12 protein-coding genes are annotated in these 12,915 nt (G+C 60.7%); 2 read left to right on the top strand and 10 right to left on the bottom strand.

Features of this window, described 5'->3' with window-relative positions; all coding sequences use genetic code 11:
* Nucleotides 1-10: 10 nt before the first annotated feature.
* Nucleotides 11-484 (bottom strand): (2Fe-2S)-binding protein, encoded by a 474-nt coding sequence (locus ACLH0I_RS15795; RefSeq protein WP_250965082.1) that lies wholly within the window; start codon nucleotides 482-484, stop codon nucleotides 11-13.
* A 143-nt stretch (nucleotides 485-627) separates the two neighbouring features.
* On the bottom strand, nucleotides 628-1,827 hold the full coding sequence (locus tag ACLH0I_RS15790) for an MFS transporter (protein ID WP_411384697.1): 1,200 nt from the start codon (nucleotides 1,825-1,827) through the stop codon (nucleotides 628-630).
* A 116-nt stretch (nucleotides 1,828-1,943) separates the two neighbouring features.
* On the opposite strand from ACLH0I_RS15790, the gene ACLH0I_RS15785 reads away from it, so the two are divergent.
* Nucleotides 1,944-2,825, top strand: a complete 882-nt coding sequence (locus tag ACLH0I_RS15785; RefSeq protein ID WP_250965084.1) for a LysR family transcriptional regulator — start codon at nucleotides 1,944-1,946, stop codon at nucleotides 2,823-2,825.
* Between the two features lie 244 nt (nucleotides 2,826-3,069).
* Here ACLH0I_RS15785 and ACLH0I_RS15780 read toward each other — a convergent pair whose 3' ends face one another.
* From ACLH0I_RS15780 to ACLH0I_RS15745, 8 genes are all read right to left on the bottom strand, one after another.
* Nucleotides 3,070-3,849, bottom strand: coding sequence for an SDR family NAD(P)-dependent oxidoreductase (locus tag ACLH0I_RS15780; RefSeq protein WP_411384696.1), 780 nt, complete (start codon nucleotides 3,847-3,849; stop codon nucleotides 3,070-3,072).
* Between the two features lie 60 nt (nucleotides 3,850-3,909).
* A complete protein-coding gene (locus ACLH0I_RS15775; RefSeq protein WP_411384695.1) occupies nucleotides 3,910-5,169 on the bottom strand; it encodes a TIGR02270 family protein in 1,260 nt (419 codons plus the stop codon).
* A gap of 94 nt (nucleotides 5,170-5,263) precedes the next feature.
* The gene (locus ACLH0I_RS15770) at nucleotides 5,264-6,175 is read right to left on the bottom strand and encodes a hypothetical protein (RefSeq protein ID WP_250965087.1); all 912 of its coding nucleotides are present in this window, start codon (nucleotides 6,173-6,175) and stop codon (nucleotides 5,264-5,266) included.
* Nucleotides 6,176-6,197: 22 nt separating this feature from the next.
* Nucleotides 6,198-7,211: a PAAR-like domain-containing protein gene (locus ACLH0I_RS15765; RefSeq protein ID WP_411384694.1), complete on the bottom strand. Its 1,014-nt coding sequence runs from the start codon at nucleotides 7,209-7,211 to the stop codon at nucleotides 6,198-6,200.
* Nucleotides 7,211-8,248 carry a hypothetical protein gene (locus ACLH0I_RS15760; protein ID WP_411384693.1) on the bottom strand — a complete coding sequence of 346 codons (1,038 nt, stop codon included), beginning with the start codon at nucleotides 8,246-8,248 and terminating at the stop codon, nucleotides 7,211-7,213. Before ACLH0I_RS15760 ends, ACLH0I_RS15765 begins: the two co-directional genes overlap by 1 nt.
* On the bottom strand, nucleotides 8,245-9,360 hold the full coding sequence (locus ACLH0I_RS15755) for a DUF2169 domain-containing protein (protein ID WP_411384692.1): 1,116 nt from the start codon (nucleotides 9,358-9,360) through the stop codon (nucleotides 8,245-8,247). The genes ACLH0I_RS15760 and ACLH0I_RS15755 overlap by 4 nt, the downstream gene beginning before the upstream one ends.
* Nucleotides 9,361-9,375: 15 nt before the next feature.
* Nucleotides 9,376-9,834: a DUF6484 domain-containing protein gene (locus ACLH0I_RS15750; RefSeq protein ID WP_250963841.1), complete on the bottom strand. Its 459-nt coding sequence runs from the start codon at nucleotides 9,832-9,834 to the stop codon at nucleotides 9,376-9,378.
* Between the two features lie 16 nt (nucleotides 9,835-9,850).
* Nucleotides 9,851-12,076, bottom strand: a complete 2,226-nt coding sequence (locus ACLH0I_RS15745) for a type VI secretion system Vgr family protein (RefSeq protein WP_411384691.1) — start codon at nucleotides 12,074-12,076, stop codon at nucleotides 9,851-9,853.
* Nucleotides 12,077-12,494: 418 nt separating this feature from the next.
* On the opposite strand from ACLH0I_RS15745, the gene ACLH0I_RS15740 reads away from it, so the two are divergent.
* Nucleotides 12,495-12,866 (top strand): hypothetical protein, encoded by a 372-nt coding sequence (locus tag ACLH0I_RS15740; RefSeq protein WP_411384690.1) that lies wholly within the window; start codon nucleotides 12,495-12,497, stop codon nucleotides 12,864-12,866.
* Nucleotides 12,867-12,915 lie beyond the last annotated feature (49 nt).

The following is a 12,915-nucleotide window of genomic DNA, read 5'->3' as shown; positions in this document are numbered from 1 at the left end:
TCGGCTCCGATCAGGCAAGGGTCTTGGCGGCATCAGCCACCGCGGCGCGGATACGGGCGTAGGTGCCACAGCGGCAGATATTGCCGGCCATGGCCGAGTCGATCTCGGCCACCGTGGGCTGCTTGCCCTTGGGCTGGGCCTTGAGGAAAGCCGTTGCGCTCATGATCTGGCCGCTCTGGCAGTAGCCGCATTGCGCCACGTCGTGCTTGACCCATGCGTCGTGCACGGCGCTACCCACCGGATCGCTGCCGTTGGTGGCCGCTTCGATGGTGGTGATCTTCTTGCCCTCGGCGGCGGCAATGGGCGTCACGCAGGAACGAATGGCCTGGCCGTCCAGGTGCACGGTGCAGGCACCACACAACGCCGCGCCGCAGCCGAACTTGGTGCCGGTCATGCCCAGCGTATCGCGCAGGGTCCAGAGAATCGGGGTGCCAGGGTCTACGTCGACCGTGTATTCACGGCCGTTTATGTTCAGGGCGCTCATAGGGGGACCAGCTCCAGATGGTTTGGCTCTGGTTAACTATAGGAAGGAATGATTGGGGTGGGTTGCACGATCCGGGCTGATTCTTGCCTGATCTTGCAAACCAACCCGGGATATCAGTCTCCAACCGTAGTAGAACCCTGTGGCTAGATGCTCTGGGCAAAGCCATGGCGTTCTGCGGACCACACCACGGCCAACGTCAGCAGCAGGAGAACGATCAAGACCGGCGCAAACGCCACGACCCCCAAGTGATCGAGCAGCAGACCACCGACGATCCCGCCGCCGGCAATGGCGAGGTTCCAGGCCGTGACCAGCATGGACTGGGCAAGATCCGCCGCGTCTCCGGCCGTCTTGGCGATAGCCGTCTGGAACAGTGTCCCGGCCCCTCCGAAAGCGATTCCCCAAGCCGCTACCGCGATATAAACCACAGCAGGCGTGTCGCTCATGGCGCCAAGTGCCAATGCCGCGAGGGCGAACAGCACCGTGCCGGCCAGCGTCAACGCCCGCAGGTGGCGATCGATCAGCACGCCGACGACCCAGATCCCCAGCAACGACGCGACACCGAAGACCAGCAGGACGAGATCTATCCGCTCGCCCAGGCCCGCCGCCGTCAAAAACGGGGCGATATAGGTGAAGAGAATGTTGTGCGCCAGGACAAACGCCAGCACCACGAACAACACCGAGCGAACGCCCGGAAGGGTGAAGACCTGACCCAAGGCAAGGCGCTTATGGGTGGCTTGCCCAGGGTAGTCGGGCACCTTGAGACGGACCCAGACCATCAAGGCGACGGCGAACACGCTCATGATGGCGAAGCTCATCCGCCAACCGATCAGGTTGCCGAGCAGCGTGCCGGCGGGCACGCCCAGGGATAACGCCAAGGGCGCGCCCACCATGGCGATTGCAATGGCTCGGCCTCTCTGGTGCTCGGGCACCATGCGCGCGGCGTAGCCGGCCAGCAAGGCCCACAGCAACCCGGCCGATACGCCACCCAGCAAGCGCGCGACCATCGTCAAACCATAGTGGGTGGAAAGGGTCGTGACCGTGTTGGCAACGGCGAAACCGGCAATGGCCAGCAACAACAGCGACCTGCGCCGCATGCCTTGAGTCGCGGCGGTCAGCGGTATGGCTGCCAGCAAGGAACCTATGGCGTAGACCGTGACCAACTGGCCGGCTAGGGATTCGGAGATCGCCAGCCCTTGGCTGATCTGTGAGAGCAGGCCGGCGGGCAAGGCTTCGGTGAGTATCGTCACGAAGGCGGCGAGCGCGAGGGCAAACAGTGAACCGATGGGGAGCGGTGCGGTGTCTTGAGCAACCTCTGCATCGATATGGGTATTGGCAATCGTCATGGGGCACCTGCCTGAAGCGCTGATAAGTGTCGAACACGGTAAGTGCGCCTCTTTTGCAAGACAAGAATGCTAGAGTGCTGAACACATCGGAAAAAATGTCCGCAATGGAGGCTGGCTTGGAATCACTGAGCGGGATTGATTTTTTTGTGCGTGCGGCCGAAACCCGCAGTTTTTCAGAAGCGGGCAGGGCGCTGGGCATTTCGTCTTCGGCGGTGGGCAAGAGCGTGGCGCGGCTGGAGGAACGGCTGGGGGTACGCTTGTTTCATCGCAGCACGCGCAGTATCACGCTGACGGCGGAAGGTGCGCTGTTCCTCGAACGTTGCCGGCGCATTCTCTGCGAAGTCGAAGCGGCCGAACAGGAGTTGTCGCAAACCCGCGAAGCACCCCGGGGCAAGCTGCGCGTGAGCTTGCCGCTGGTTGCGGATCTGGTCATGCCGACGCTGATTGCCTTCATGCGTCGCTACCCCAGTATCGAACTGGATCTGGATTTTTCCGACAGGCTGGTGGACATCATCGAGGAAGGTTTCGATGCGGTCATTCGGACCGGAGAACCGAACGACTCTCGGCTGATGTCTCGCCCGTTGGGTACGTTCACCCTGGTTGTGGTCGGGTCGCCCCGGTACTTCGCCGAACACGGCACCCCCCAGGTGCCGGCGGACCTGCTGCGTCATGCCTGCCTGCTGTATAAATTCCCCAGCACTGGCAGGATGCAAGTCTGGCCGGTAAACGGGGATGGGGCGCCGGATCTCAATTTGCCGGCGACCCTGGTCTGCAACACCACCGAGGCGTTGCTGCATGTCGTGCACGATGCGTTGGGGATTGCTTGCGTGCCGGACTTCACCGTGCGTGAAGCCATCGCCAGCGGTGAGCTGGTCACCGTCCTGGATGACTTCAACCGGTATCAGAACACCTTCCGCATGCTCTGGCCTTCCAGCAAACATTTGGCACCGAAACTGCGGGTATTCATTGACTTCATGAGCAGTGAATTATTCAAGTGACGCTTGGGCGCTTTTTGGGGGCCGCTGCGCGCCCCAGCGGGAGCAAGCTCCCTCGCCACAGGACCGTGCCGTTCTCGAAGCCCTCGTGGCCCTGTAGCTGAACCACCGCCATCGCGAGCAGGCGCAACATTCAGGTCTATCCCAGCCCTCGTGGGAGCGAGCTTGCTCGCGAAGAGGGCAGCCAATCCAACACTCATTTAGCTGGACCACCGCCATCGCGAGCAAGCTCGCTCCCACAGGGGAATCAAGGCGCCTTGTTCTCGACCAGGCAGTTCCCACCATCCACCACGATGACTTCGCCAGTGAGGTAGCTGGCCTCTGCCGACGCAAGGAAAGCCACCAATGCCGCCACCTCCTCGGGACGTCCGGCCCGGCCCATCGGCGTGTAACCGGCTGCCTTGGCTTCCTCGTCGGTGGTCGATCCCGTGGTGATCCAGCCGGGCGCGACGCTGTTGACAGTGATCCCTTGCTGGGCGACTTCCAGCGCCAGGCTCATGCTCATGCCAACCATTGCCGCTTTCGCGGCGCTGTAAGCCGCTTCACCGGGGTTGCTGCAGCGGGTGCCGGTCGTGGAACTGATGTTGACAATCCGCCCGTAACGACGCGCACGCATGCCGGGCAGGACCGCCCGCGTAAGCAGAAAGGCCGTGGTGAGGTTTCGCGCCAGTGTCAGGTTCCAGGCGTGCAGGTCCATGGTCGCCAGGTCGGAAAAGAACTCCGGACTGCCTTGCATGGCCATGCCCGCGTTGTTCACCAGAATATCGACCTGCCCCCAGACGGATTCCGCCCACGCCATAAACTCACGGACTTGGTCTTCATTGGTAAGATCGAGCGCCCGTCCTTCGACATCGAACCCTTCGGCACGCAACTCTGCGACGCGTTCGAGGATGCGTGCACTGCTGGCGGTGATGATCAGTCTGGCACCGGCGGCACCCAACCTGCGGGCGATTGCCATGCCGATTCCGATCTCACTGCCAACCCCACTGATGAGTGCCACGGGGTTCTTTCCGATGACGTGCGGCATGGTGCCTCCAAAGGGTGTAAATGATTGCCGGGGGGGCGCAGCGCTATACAAACACCCTGATCATCGCCCGAATGCCGCAGTCATCCCCAACAAGCGCTTTTGCCGCCAGGCCGGTGCGCTGGTGGGGAAAAGCGCTTCGGTGGGACGAAAGCGGGCGAGGCCGCAGGCGGCGGCGATGCGCTGGCTTTGCTGGCCGTGGACCAGGGCTTGCTGGAAACTGTGTTCGCCATGGGCCAGCCCCAGCATATAACGAGTACCCACCTGGAAATCGCCACCATTGGCTTGCCACCAGCTTTCGATTAGCTGCGGGTCGGGCCAGGGCAGGTTTTCATCGGGGTCCATGGTCACATTGGGATCTTCGGGATTGTCGTTCGGGCCTGCATCGAAATCCGGCAGGGCTTGCAGTTCCAGGTCGAGTAGCGCCAGGTCCGCGCCAGTGATCAAGCTGAAGGCTTCGCCGGCGACGCGGGCATGGGGCAAGTCGCTCATCTGCTGGATCAACCAGGGGACGCAGACCGGATCACCCAGCAGCCCAAGGGCCTGGATGCCGATGCGCCGATCCCTGGGATCCTGTACCCATTGGCGTATCCAGGCGATGCTGGGCTCGCGCTCCTGCCAGGCCAGCAACACGCAAAGCGCGCGGTATTGAAATTCGCCCGGTCGTTCGGCAAATGTGCGCAGAGGTTCCAAGGCCTGCTGATCACCCATTTGGGCGGTGGCCCAATTGGCCCAGAAGCGCGTGGCGGCGTCTTCATGCTGACGGTGGGCACGAATCGCCGACAGCAGGTCACGACGACGTAGCTCGCCAGCGGTGCGGGCGGCACGTGCCTGCACGCTTGGGTCGGCGTCGGACAGTCCGGCCAGTAGGGCAGGGCCTGGGTCGTGGCGATGCATGCCGCAGGCCGCAAGGCCGAGGCGACGGAACAGGGGCTCGGGGGAGGCGAGCATGCGCTCGATCCAGGGCGATACCCGGTCCCAGTCGAGCCAACCCAGGGCCATCAGGTAACCGCGCTCGGTTTCCAAGGCGCTGCGCAAATGCGCGCTGAGCCGCGACAGCGCTTTGCCATTGGCCGTCTCGAAAGCCAGCACCACGCCGGCGAACATTTCGCCGACAGCGTGCGGGCCGAGCTGGGCCAGTAGCGTTTCCAGGCCGCCAGGGGCGGCGATTCGCAAGCCGTCGAGGTGAGCGTCGAGGCGGTTATCGAGGTTGTCTAGGTGGGCGATGTCGTAATGCGGTGCGCGCAGGGCATAGTCGCGCAGGATGGCGAGGAAGCTGGCTTCTTCGGCGTGTTGGTCCAAAACAATGGAAGTGACTGGCATGTTGAATGTTCTGCCTCCAGCGGTTCTTCGACAGGAACCTTCGAATGACTGGCCAGACGTTGGGCTCCCAATTGCTACGTGCCCTTGGCACGCGTCACTTCATGATCGTTTGCCATTGATCATCGCGGATCAACCCAATCGTCCTGTCCGCAAAGGACCATACCCCTTCGTTGCTGCTTCGAAGCACTGTGAACTGGAGGTCTGCTTCCTCTATATCCAAGGCAATCAACGTCTGTCCGACGACTTTGTCCACACCGGCCAAATGCGCTGCATATATTTCATCGTGATAGGCCGCGACTCCCCAGTAGCTTCTGCTCGTGTCAATCGGCTGAATAATGGACCATTGATCTGCAACCCCGATCAGTACAGTTCCGTTCTTGCCTACGATGACATAGTGACCGTTGTCCAGCCGGCAGATACTGGTAAGACTTGCGTTGGTGGGTAGATCAATGACCGACCAGTTCTTACCGTCGAAATGCGCAGCGTAACCATCGGAAGTTACAGCGACAAAGTCGCTGCGACCGCTTCCAGCGATATCTTCAATTGTCACTTCCTGATGGCCAACGCTTAACTTCGGCAGCGTCTCGAACGTATCGCCGGACAAGCGATAGACCTGGCCGACCGATCCTGCGCAGATCACCTCATCACCCAGGATACGAATTCTGCGCAGTGGCCCAATGTCACTGACGGCAGCGTTTGCGTAGGCCTTTCGTGAGGCTTTGAGTTCCTCTTTTGTTGTTGGCGATTTCCAGTCGAAACGCACGACTGAGCCATTCTCTCCCAAGACGTAAGCAGAGCCGTCAATAGCGGCATCAACCGAGAGAATAGCTTCTGCAGACAATCCGAACTCAAGCCAGACATCCTGCTTTCTAACGCCGATCCTGTTCTTTGGGTTGTCATAATCGCCGCCAACGGTACAGGCCGCGATGATGATGCCCGCGACCGGACTAACACCCTCTTGAATAAAGGCCCCTTCAATAAACTCCGCATCTGATATTCCGTTCATCTTCACTCGATCCCCGTGTTTGTTAATCGTCCAAGACTATGGCGGCTGGCGGTTGTTTCGCTCTGGGCAGCGGATCGTTGGGTTTCACCGTCAATTCCATCTTCTGGTGGCCATCCTCCAACTGCTTTTGCAGGCACTCCTTGTCACATCCTTTGGCTCCGGGTGGAACATTGACTTTGCCAACCGCCGACTTCGCGCCTACCTCGCAACCGACGGCCAGGGTATAGGCCTTGCCTCGGTTGGCAGGATTAGCGAGCCAAGCATTTCTTTCTACGGTGTAATTGCACCCTACCTGCCCATGCTCGGTACGTAATGAATGGCTATGGCCCTCCACACAGAGACAGGGGGCCTTGTCCGATTCATAGTTCGTCGTTGCGTCGGTGGAGCTTCGGTTGACATGTGCGACGAATTCCTTGGATGGAAGCAGGTGGTGGCCTGTCATCGGTTTGCCATCCGCGCCGTTGCAACAACGGTTCGGGGTTTTCGGCATAACCAGGCATTTACGGCTGCTACAACACTTGGCGCTTTTGTCTTCGGCACCCGAGCATTGGGTCTTGATATCCTTTGCCATGGGTTGGCAAGGGTGACCAGCGGTATCCATCGCAATTGCATCTTGATAAGGCCAAGGGCCGGTGTTGCTTGTCGATCCGTGGTTATGGGTGGTCAGGTCCATATTTCGCACGACGTTTTCAGCTTCAAACTTCACATTCATCGACCAGGCTGTGAAATAGACTTTCCCTTTGATCTTGCCGGTGATGATCCCCTTTTTAGGCGCGTTTCCAGCCTCATCGCCATAACTGGTCTTGAAATAACTCTTATCCTTGAGCATGGCCTCCTTGCCACTGATCTTCACCGTTCGCGTGCCCCGGGTGGTGTCCTTGGCCAAGCCGGTATTGGGATAGGGAATCGGCACCCCCAGAGGGGTGGGTGGGGCCTGGGGCGGGGTGAAGCAGACATCCGGGAAGCAGGCGATCGACTTGCCATCGGCCGCCTTGCAGGAAACCTCCATATTGTTGGCGAAGACTTCGTTGGCCATCAGGCGGCCCTCACGATCTGGTAGCTGAGCAGGGCGACGGCGCGTTCGCCGGCGTCGTTACCAAGGTGATAGAAGATATTCGGACCTTCGCCATAGCCCTTGCGGCTGGCGGCCAACGCCACGGCGAGCATGGCCGGGCCGATGGCAGCGCCGACTTCGCCGATGCAGTCGGCCGGGTGCCAGAGATGGAAGAATTCCTTGCGCACGCGCAGGGTCCGGCTCAGGGCCAGGGAGGCCTCCTTGAAGTAGTACTGTTCGCCGGAGATGTCGGTAAGCCGATAATCCATTTGCTCCAACCCACAGCCGGCTTCGCTCAGGGCCGCTCGTACGGCTTGGGTCAGGCCTTCGGCGCGCAGGGGAATGTCTTCGCCCTCCACGGTGGCCTTCTCCACGCCGAACCCCAGGCCGATGCAGGCCAATTGCGGCTCTTCGCTGGCAACGGGGGCGGCCAGGACCACGGCGGCGGCGCCTTCGCCGGGGATAAATCCGTTGGAGTTCTGGCTGGTGAGCAGGCGTTCGCGTGCTTCGAAAGCGGCCAGCGTCGGTCCGTTCAAGAAGGAGTCGACGCCAGCAATCAGTACGTGGCGATGACCGCCCTGGTAGATCAACGTACGTGCATTGAGCAGGGCCACGGCAGCGCTGACTCGGCCGCGGGCGATGATATTGGAGTCTGGATGAAAGCGCAGGCCCAGTTCAGCTTCGATGTCCTGCAACAGTGTTCGATCCAGGCCATCCAGGCGGCCGGGGCGTTCGGCTTCGGCCACGCCCAGCAGCAACGGGGTCTTTTGCGCGTCGACCCCGGGAGTACTCTGTAACGCCTCGGCGATGGCGCGGGCGGCCAACTTGATTAACTTGGTGCGGCCGCGCCAGGGCTGTTCCAGCGGGACGCTGGCCGCGATCAGCCATTCGCCACCTCGGTCGATGAAACGGGTTTCCTGGAAGTTGTCGATGGCGCAGCGGATCGCCGCGCAGCTCGCGGGTGCGCTGAGGCCAACGGCGCTGACCATGCCGGAGCCGATGATGCAAAGGGCGGTCATCCGTCCGTCTCCTCGGGAGCGCGCCTGGCTTTTACCAGGGAGGAGAGCGACGGGTAATAATCCTTGCCCAGTTCACGGGCGCGCCACCAGCCCCTGGACATCGTGCCGACCAGCACCTGAGCGATCTCGAAGAGGTTGCGCCGCAGCGGACGGGAGATACGCCAGGTCAGTTGCACCTGGCCCGCGTCTGTGTCGACCAGCAGGGTGTCGATCACCGCCTGCACAGTTTCATGACCGCCTTTTTTCAGAAAGAAGGTCACCGGCACGTCCATTTCGGGGATGCGAAAGCTCGCGCGCTCCCGGGGCGTGAGGTTGAGCAGTAGCACCTCCTCGCCGCCACGCAGGTAGGGAATCTGCTGATCGTCAGGGGCCGCCTGAAAGTAGCGGCTGTCGAAATCCTGCGGCAGAAACGGAAAACTGTCGGCCAACCAGGCTTCGTCGTACGTACCGGCAAAGCGGGCGCGTTGCGGCCAGCTGCGACCCAGGGGGCCGAGAGCCATGGGGCGGAAGTCGCCGGAGGGGCTGTCGATCGGCTTGCCCAGTTCCTCCGTATTCGGCATTGGCTTGTAAGCGACTTCAGCACTGTCGATGCTGCCTGGGAACCAACCGCAACCGCTTGGGTTGTCCGGGTAGCAATGACGCATCTCCGGATTCTTGGCCATGGGATGGGAACCTCCGTAGGCCTGGGCATAGGAGATGTCCTGCTCGGTAAACGGCTGCGGTAAACCGGGTGAAACCCCCAATAGCCCCGGTTGCCATTGCCGCGGGCCGAGGACGGAAAAGGCCTTGCTCATCTGACCGATGCGAATGCCTGCGGCCAACTGCGTCACGGGCCGCCCGCCCGGGGCGTAGGCCTTGCCGCGTACCAGCACATCGCAGAACGGCTTGATCGGGGCGAAGTCCATTTCCTGCAGTGGGGCGCTGAGCCCCGGCTCGCCCAAGAAAGTATCGGCCATCAGCAGCGGTTGCTGAGTGTCGGCGAGTGTTGCCGCACGGCCATCCAGCGGCAAATTGAAAGTGCCTTTGGCCACGATCACCAGGGATTCACGGCCATCAGGCTCCAGGCCTTGTGTGTAGGCAGCAAGCAGTTTGCTGGCGTTGAGCAGTTCCATGAGTCGACTACCTGCCTAGTTGATCTGCACCGAACCGCCCTTGATACGGTTCACGCCGGATGACCGGTTCGAGAGGTAGGTCCCTCGAATCAGCACCTTGCCCTCGCGCGTGAGGGTGATGCTCGCCTTGCCACAGCGCAGGACGATTTCCCGCTCTGCCGTAAACTCCAGGCGTTCGCCGTCCAAGTGGGCGACGGCTGGCGTCGTGGTGTGCGGCAGGCGCTGGATGCGACCGATCACCAGCGGTCGGCTCAGGTCGCCGGCCTCGAACATCAGGGCGACCTGGGCGCCGATGTCTTCACGGGAGAGCGGCGTGGTGGTGCGCGCGGCGAGGCCGGTTTCGCCGGGGCAGCCCGGGAAGGCCACCACCGGCGCATCTGCACTGGGCACATCCAGCAGCACCCCGATCACGACGCCATCCACGCGGGCGGGGGTGGCGGTAGAGGCAGCGGGTAAATGATATTCAACGGTCATGGCGCCCACTCCGTGGCTAGTTCTGCAGGATTTTCTGGCCTTTGACGACAACGTTCTTGTTCGCCTTGATGTTGATGGCGCCGGAGCCGTCGATGGTAATGTTCTTGCCGCTGATCACAATGGTGCCGTCCTTCTTCAGGGTGATGCTGGCCGCGCCCGTGGTCAGGCTGATGGAGTCGCCAGCGGTGAGGGCGAAATGCTTGCCGACGTCCAGGGTGTCGTTCTGCTTGATGTTGGTGCTGCGGTTCTGGGTGACGTCGCGGGATTCGTTCTGGCCGATCTGGGTACTCTGGTTGCCGTTGATCTCGATCCCTTCGTTGCCCTGGACCGTTTCGTTACGGTTGCCCTTGATACCGATCGTTTCGTTGCCGCCTACGTCCTCGGTGCGGTTGCTGACGATGGTGATCGTCTCGTTGGCACCGACCTTTTCCGTGCGGTCGGCGCCGATAGTGATGGTCTCGTTGCTGCCCACGTTCTCGGTGCGATTGGCGCCGATGGTGATTTTCTCGTCGCTGCCGACATCCTCGGTGCGGTTCACTCCGATGGAGATGGTTTCGTTATTGCCGACCTTTTCCTTGCGATCCACCCCGATGGTGATGGTTTCGTTGTTATCGACGGTTTCGGTGCGGTCGTGCTTGACGTGCACGGTTTCGTCGTTGTCGATGGTCTTGCGGCGGTCGTGGCCGACCCAGTGGGTCTCGTCGTTCTCGACTTCGATGTCCTGGTTCTTCTCGGCGTGGATAAACAGCTGTTCGGCGCCTTTTTTATCCTCCATGCGGATTTCATTGAAGTTCGCCGGTGAGCCGCCCTTGCTTGAACGGCTTTTCGTCCCGCTCTGGGTGGCATTGGCGGGCAGCGCGTAGGGCACGGTCTGTTCGGCGTTGTAGACACGGCCGGTGATGATCGGTCGATCCGGATCGCCTTCGAGGAAACTGACGATGACTTCCTGGCCGATCCGCGGAAGCTGCACGGAGCCCCAGTTCTTGCCGGCCCAGGCCTGGGACACGCGAATCCAGCAGGAGCTGTTTTCGTTGGACTGGTCATGACGATCCCAATGAAAGTGCACTTTGACCCGGCCATATTGATCGGTCCAGATCTCCTCGCCACTGGGCCCCACCACCACGGCAGTCTGTGGCCCTCGGACGATGGGCATCGGCGTGAGGGGCAGGGGGCGGAAGGTCTGGTTGGCATCCATGCAGTCCAGCTCGCTGACGAACTGTTCGGCGACCTCCGACTGCCCGCTTTCGTAGGCGTCCTGACGAATCTGATAACGGGCGATCACCACCAGGTACTCGCGGTTCTGATCCTCGCGGTCGTAACCCGTCAGCGTGAACAGATGACCGCAACCGATCCCGCGGGCGCGGCCACGCAATTGCACACGCTCGAACTGGCTGTGAATGGCTTCGATGCGGGTCCGCGCGTAGTGATCGCCATCGTTGCTCTGGACGTATTCACCGGGGTAGTCGTAGAGCGGGTAGTCGGCGTTGGTGTGGTTGCGCGGTACGCTGGAACGCACCTCAAGGCTGGCGCGTGGGCGCAGGAAGTCATAGTCGTTCAGCGCCAGTGAGCCGGGCTGTACTTCCCGCGCCAGTTGCCAGTCGTAGAAATGATCGCGCTCGCGCATTTGCCGATCGGGCGGGTAGAAGGGCACCGAGGCATAGTTCGCCGCCGTGGAATGAGCGCCATAGGCATCGGCGAGGACCAGCACGTGACGGCCCTTTTCATGGCGAAAGTAGTAATAGATGCCTTCCTGCTCCATCAGCCGACTGACGAAGTCGAAGCTGGTTTCGCGGTACTGCACGCAATACTCCCACTCGCGGTAGCTGCCGCTCAGGCTGTCTTCGAAATCGGAGAAGCCGAGGTCGCGGAACACCTGCTTGATGATGTCCGGCACCGTCTTGTTCTGGAAAATCCGGCAATCGGAGGTGCGCGTGAGCAGCCAGAACCAGGGGCGCAGGCTGACGCGGTAGCCAGCGAACTGACCGTGCCCGGTCAACTGCCGACAACTGCAGACGATGCCGTGGAAGTAGCGTTTGCCGCCGTCATACAATTCCAGGGTCAGGCCCATCGGCTTGCCCAGCAATTGATCGAACGTGATCGCCCGATCTTCGGACGTCAGGTCCAATTCGTAGTGAAACAACCGCCCCAGTTCTTCGCTGCCTTCCATGCCCTGCAGCACCAGGACATCGCCGCCGAGCGGACTGTCGACCTGCACCAGACGGCTGTTTTGCGTGATTGCCATGAACGACTTCCTTTGGCTCTTGTTTGGGTGTCAGTGGGCCGTTGCAAGGAAGGTGGCGCCGTAAGGGTCGTCGCCAGGGGAGATGCCAGGGGAAATTGAATCCAACGATTGCTGTACATCCACCACAGGGGTGATCTCCTTATCGGTCTTGCGGTTTTCAATCAATGTGAACGTACGAGCGGATCCGTATCCTGCGGATGAACGTTTGTCCGGCGCCGTTTGATGGCGCCTCTGGGCCGTTGGGTAACGTTCCGGCGTCAGCCAGATTGGCAGATATTGAGGTCAAGATAGGTGAATGAAACGTCATTTGCTTAGTTTCGTTAGCTATATCAATAATTCTAAATTCGAATAAAGAACGATGAACATGGCGATCCGCAGCTACACGAGGTGACTCAAATGAAAAATGGAGAGGCCAAGCATGACTACGTCGATCAAAACTGATGAGGATCTGACATCCCGTACCCAGCAATTGCCGAACACCCAGCAACGTTCAGTGCGCTGCTGTATGCGAGAAGTTCTTCCTCGGCTTGTAGCGCGAGAGGTAGTGCGGAAAAGCTTCAAGCGTGAGGCGTTGGTTTCGTGGAACGCCTACAAAAAAACGGGCGAGCATTTGACTGGTGCTGAGATTAGAAGTTGGCTGAAAACATGGGAACTGAGGAAGCGTCGGATCTTCCTCCATTTCACGATTGATTGTTATCACTTGTGTCCGGGTCAAGGGGAGTACGGGTTATTGATAAGGCAGACGATTATTCCTGGAGCTTGCTCCGTCAACTCTGGCACGCCCCCCTGAGAGTGGTTAACAGTCTCTGAATGACTTTCTGACAAAAATGTCAGGAAGC

Source organism: Pseudomonas sp. MPB03, assembly GCF_046605385.1.
GTDB lineage: Bacteria > Pseudomonadota > Gammaproteobacteria > Pseudomonadales > Pseudomonadaceae > Aquipseudomonas > Aquipseudomonas zanjanensis.
This window is presented reverse-complemented; position numbering and strand designations above follow the sequence as displayed.

Bases quoted from the DNA above. Each gene is read 5' to 3' on its own strand.
- ACLH0I_RS15755 (WP_411384692.1), bottom strand. From the start codon at position 9,360: ATGGAACTGCTCAACGCCAGCAAACTGCTTGCTGCCTACACACAAGGC.
- ACLH0I_RS15750 (WP_250963841.1), bottom strand. From the start codon at position 9,834: ATGACCGTTGAATATCATTTACCCGCTGCCTCTACCGCCACCCCCGCC.
- ACLH0I_RS15780 (WP_411384696.1), bottom strand. From the start codon at position 3,849: ATGCCGCACGTCATCGGAAAGAACCCCGTGGCACTCATCAGTGGGGTT.
- ACLH0I_RS15745 (WP_411384691.1), bottom strand. From the start codon at position 12,076: ATGGCAATCACGCAAAACAGCCGTCTGGTGCAGGTCGACAGTCCGCTC.
- ACLH0I_RS15770 (WP_250965087.1), bottom strand. From the start codon at position 6,175: ATGAACGGAATATCAGATGCGGAGTTTATTGAAGGGGCCTTTATTCAA.
- ACLH0I_RS15740 (WP_411384690.1), top strand. From the start codon at position 12,495: ATGACTACGTCGATCAAAACTGATGAGGATCTGACATCCCGTACCCAG.
- ACLH0I_RS15760 (WP_411384693.1), bottom strand. From the start codon at position 8,248: ATGACCGCCCTTTGCATCATCGGCTCCGGCATGGTCAGCGCCGTTGGC.
- ACLH0I_RS15790 (WP_411384697.1), bottom strand. From the start codon at position 1,827: ATGACGATTGCCAATACCCATATCGATGCAGAGGTTGCTCAAGACACC.
- ACLH0I_RS15795 (WP_250965082.1), bottom strand. From the start codon at position 484: ATGAGCGCCCTGAACATAAACGGCCGTGAATACACGGTCGACGTAGAC.
- ACLH0I_RS15775 (WP_411384695.1), bottom strand. From the start codon at position 5,169: ATGCCAGTCACTTCCATTGTTTTGGACCAACACGCCGAAGAAGCCAGC.
- ACLH0I_RS15765 (WP_411384694.1), bottom strand. From the start codon at position 7,211: ATGGCCAACGAAGTCTTCGCCAACAATATGGAGGTTTCCTGCAAGGCG.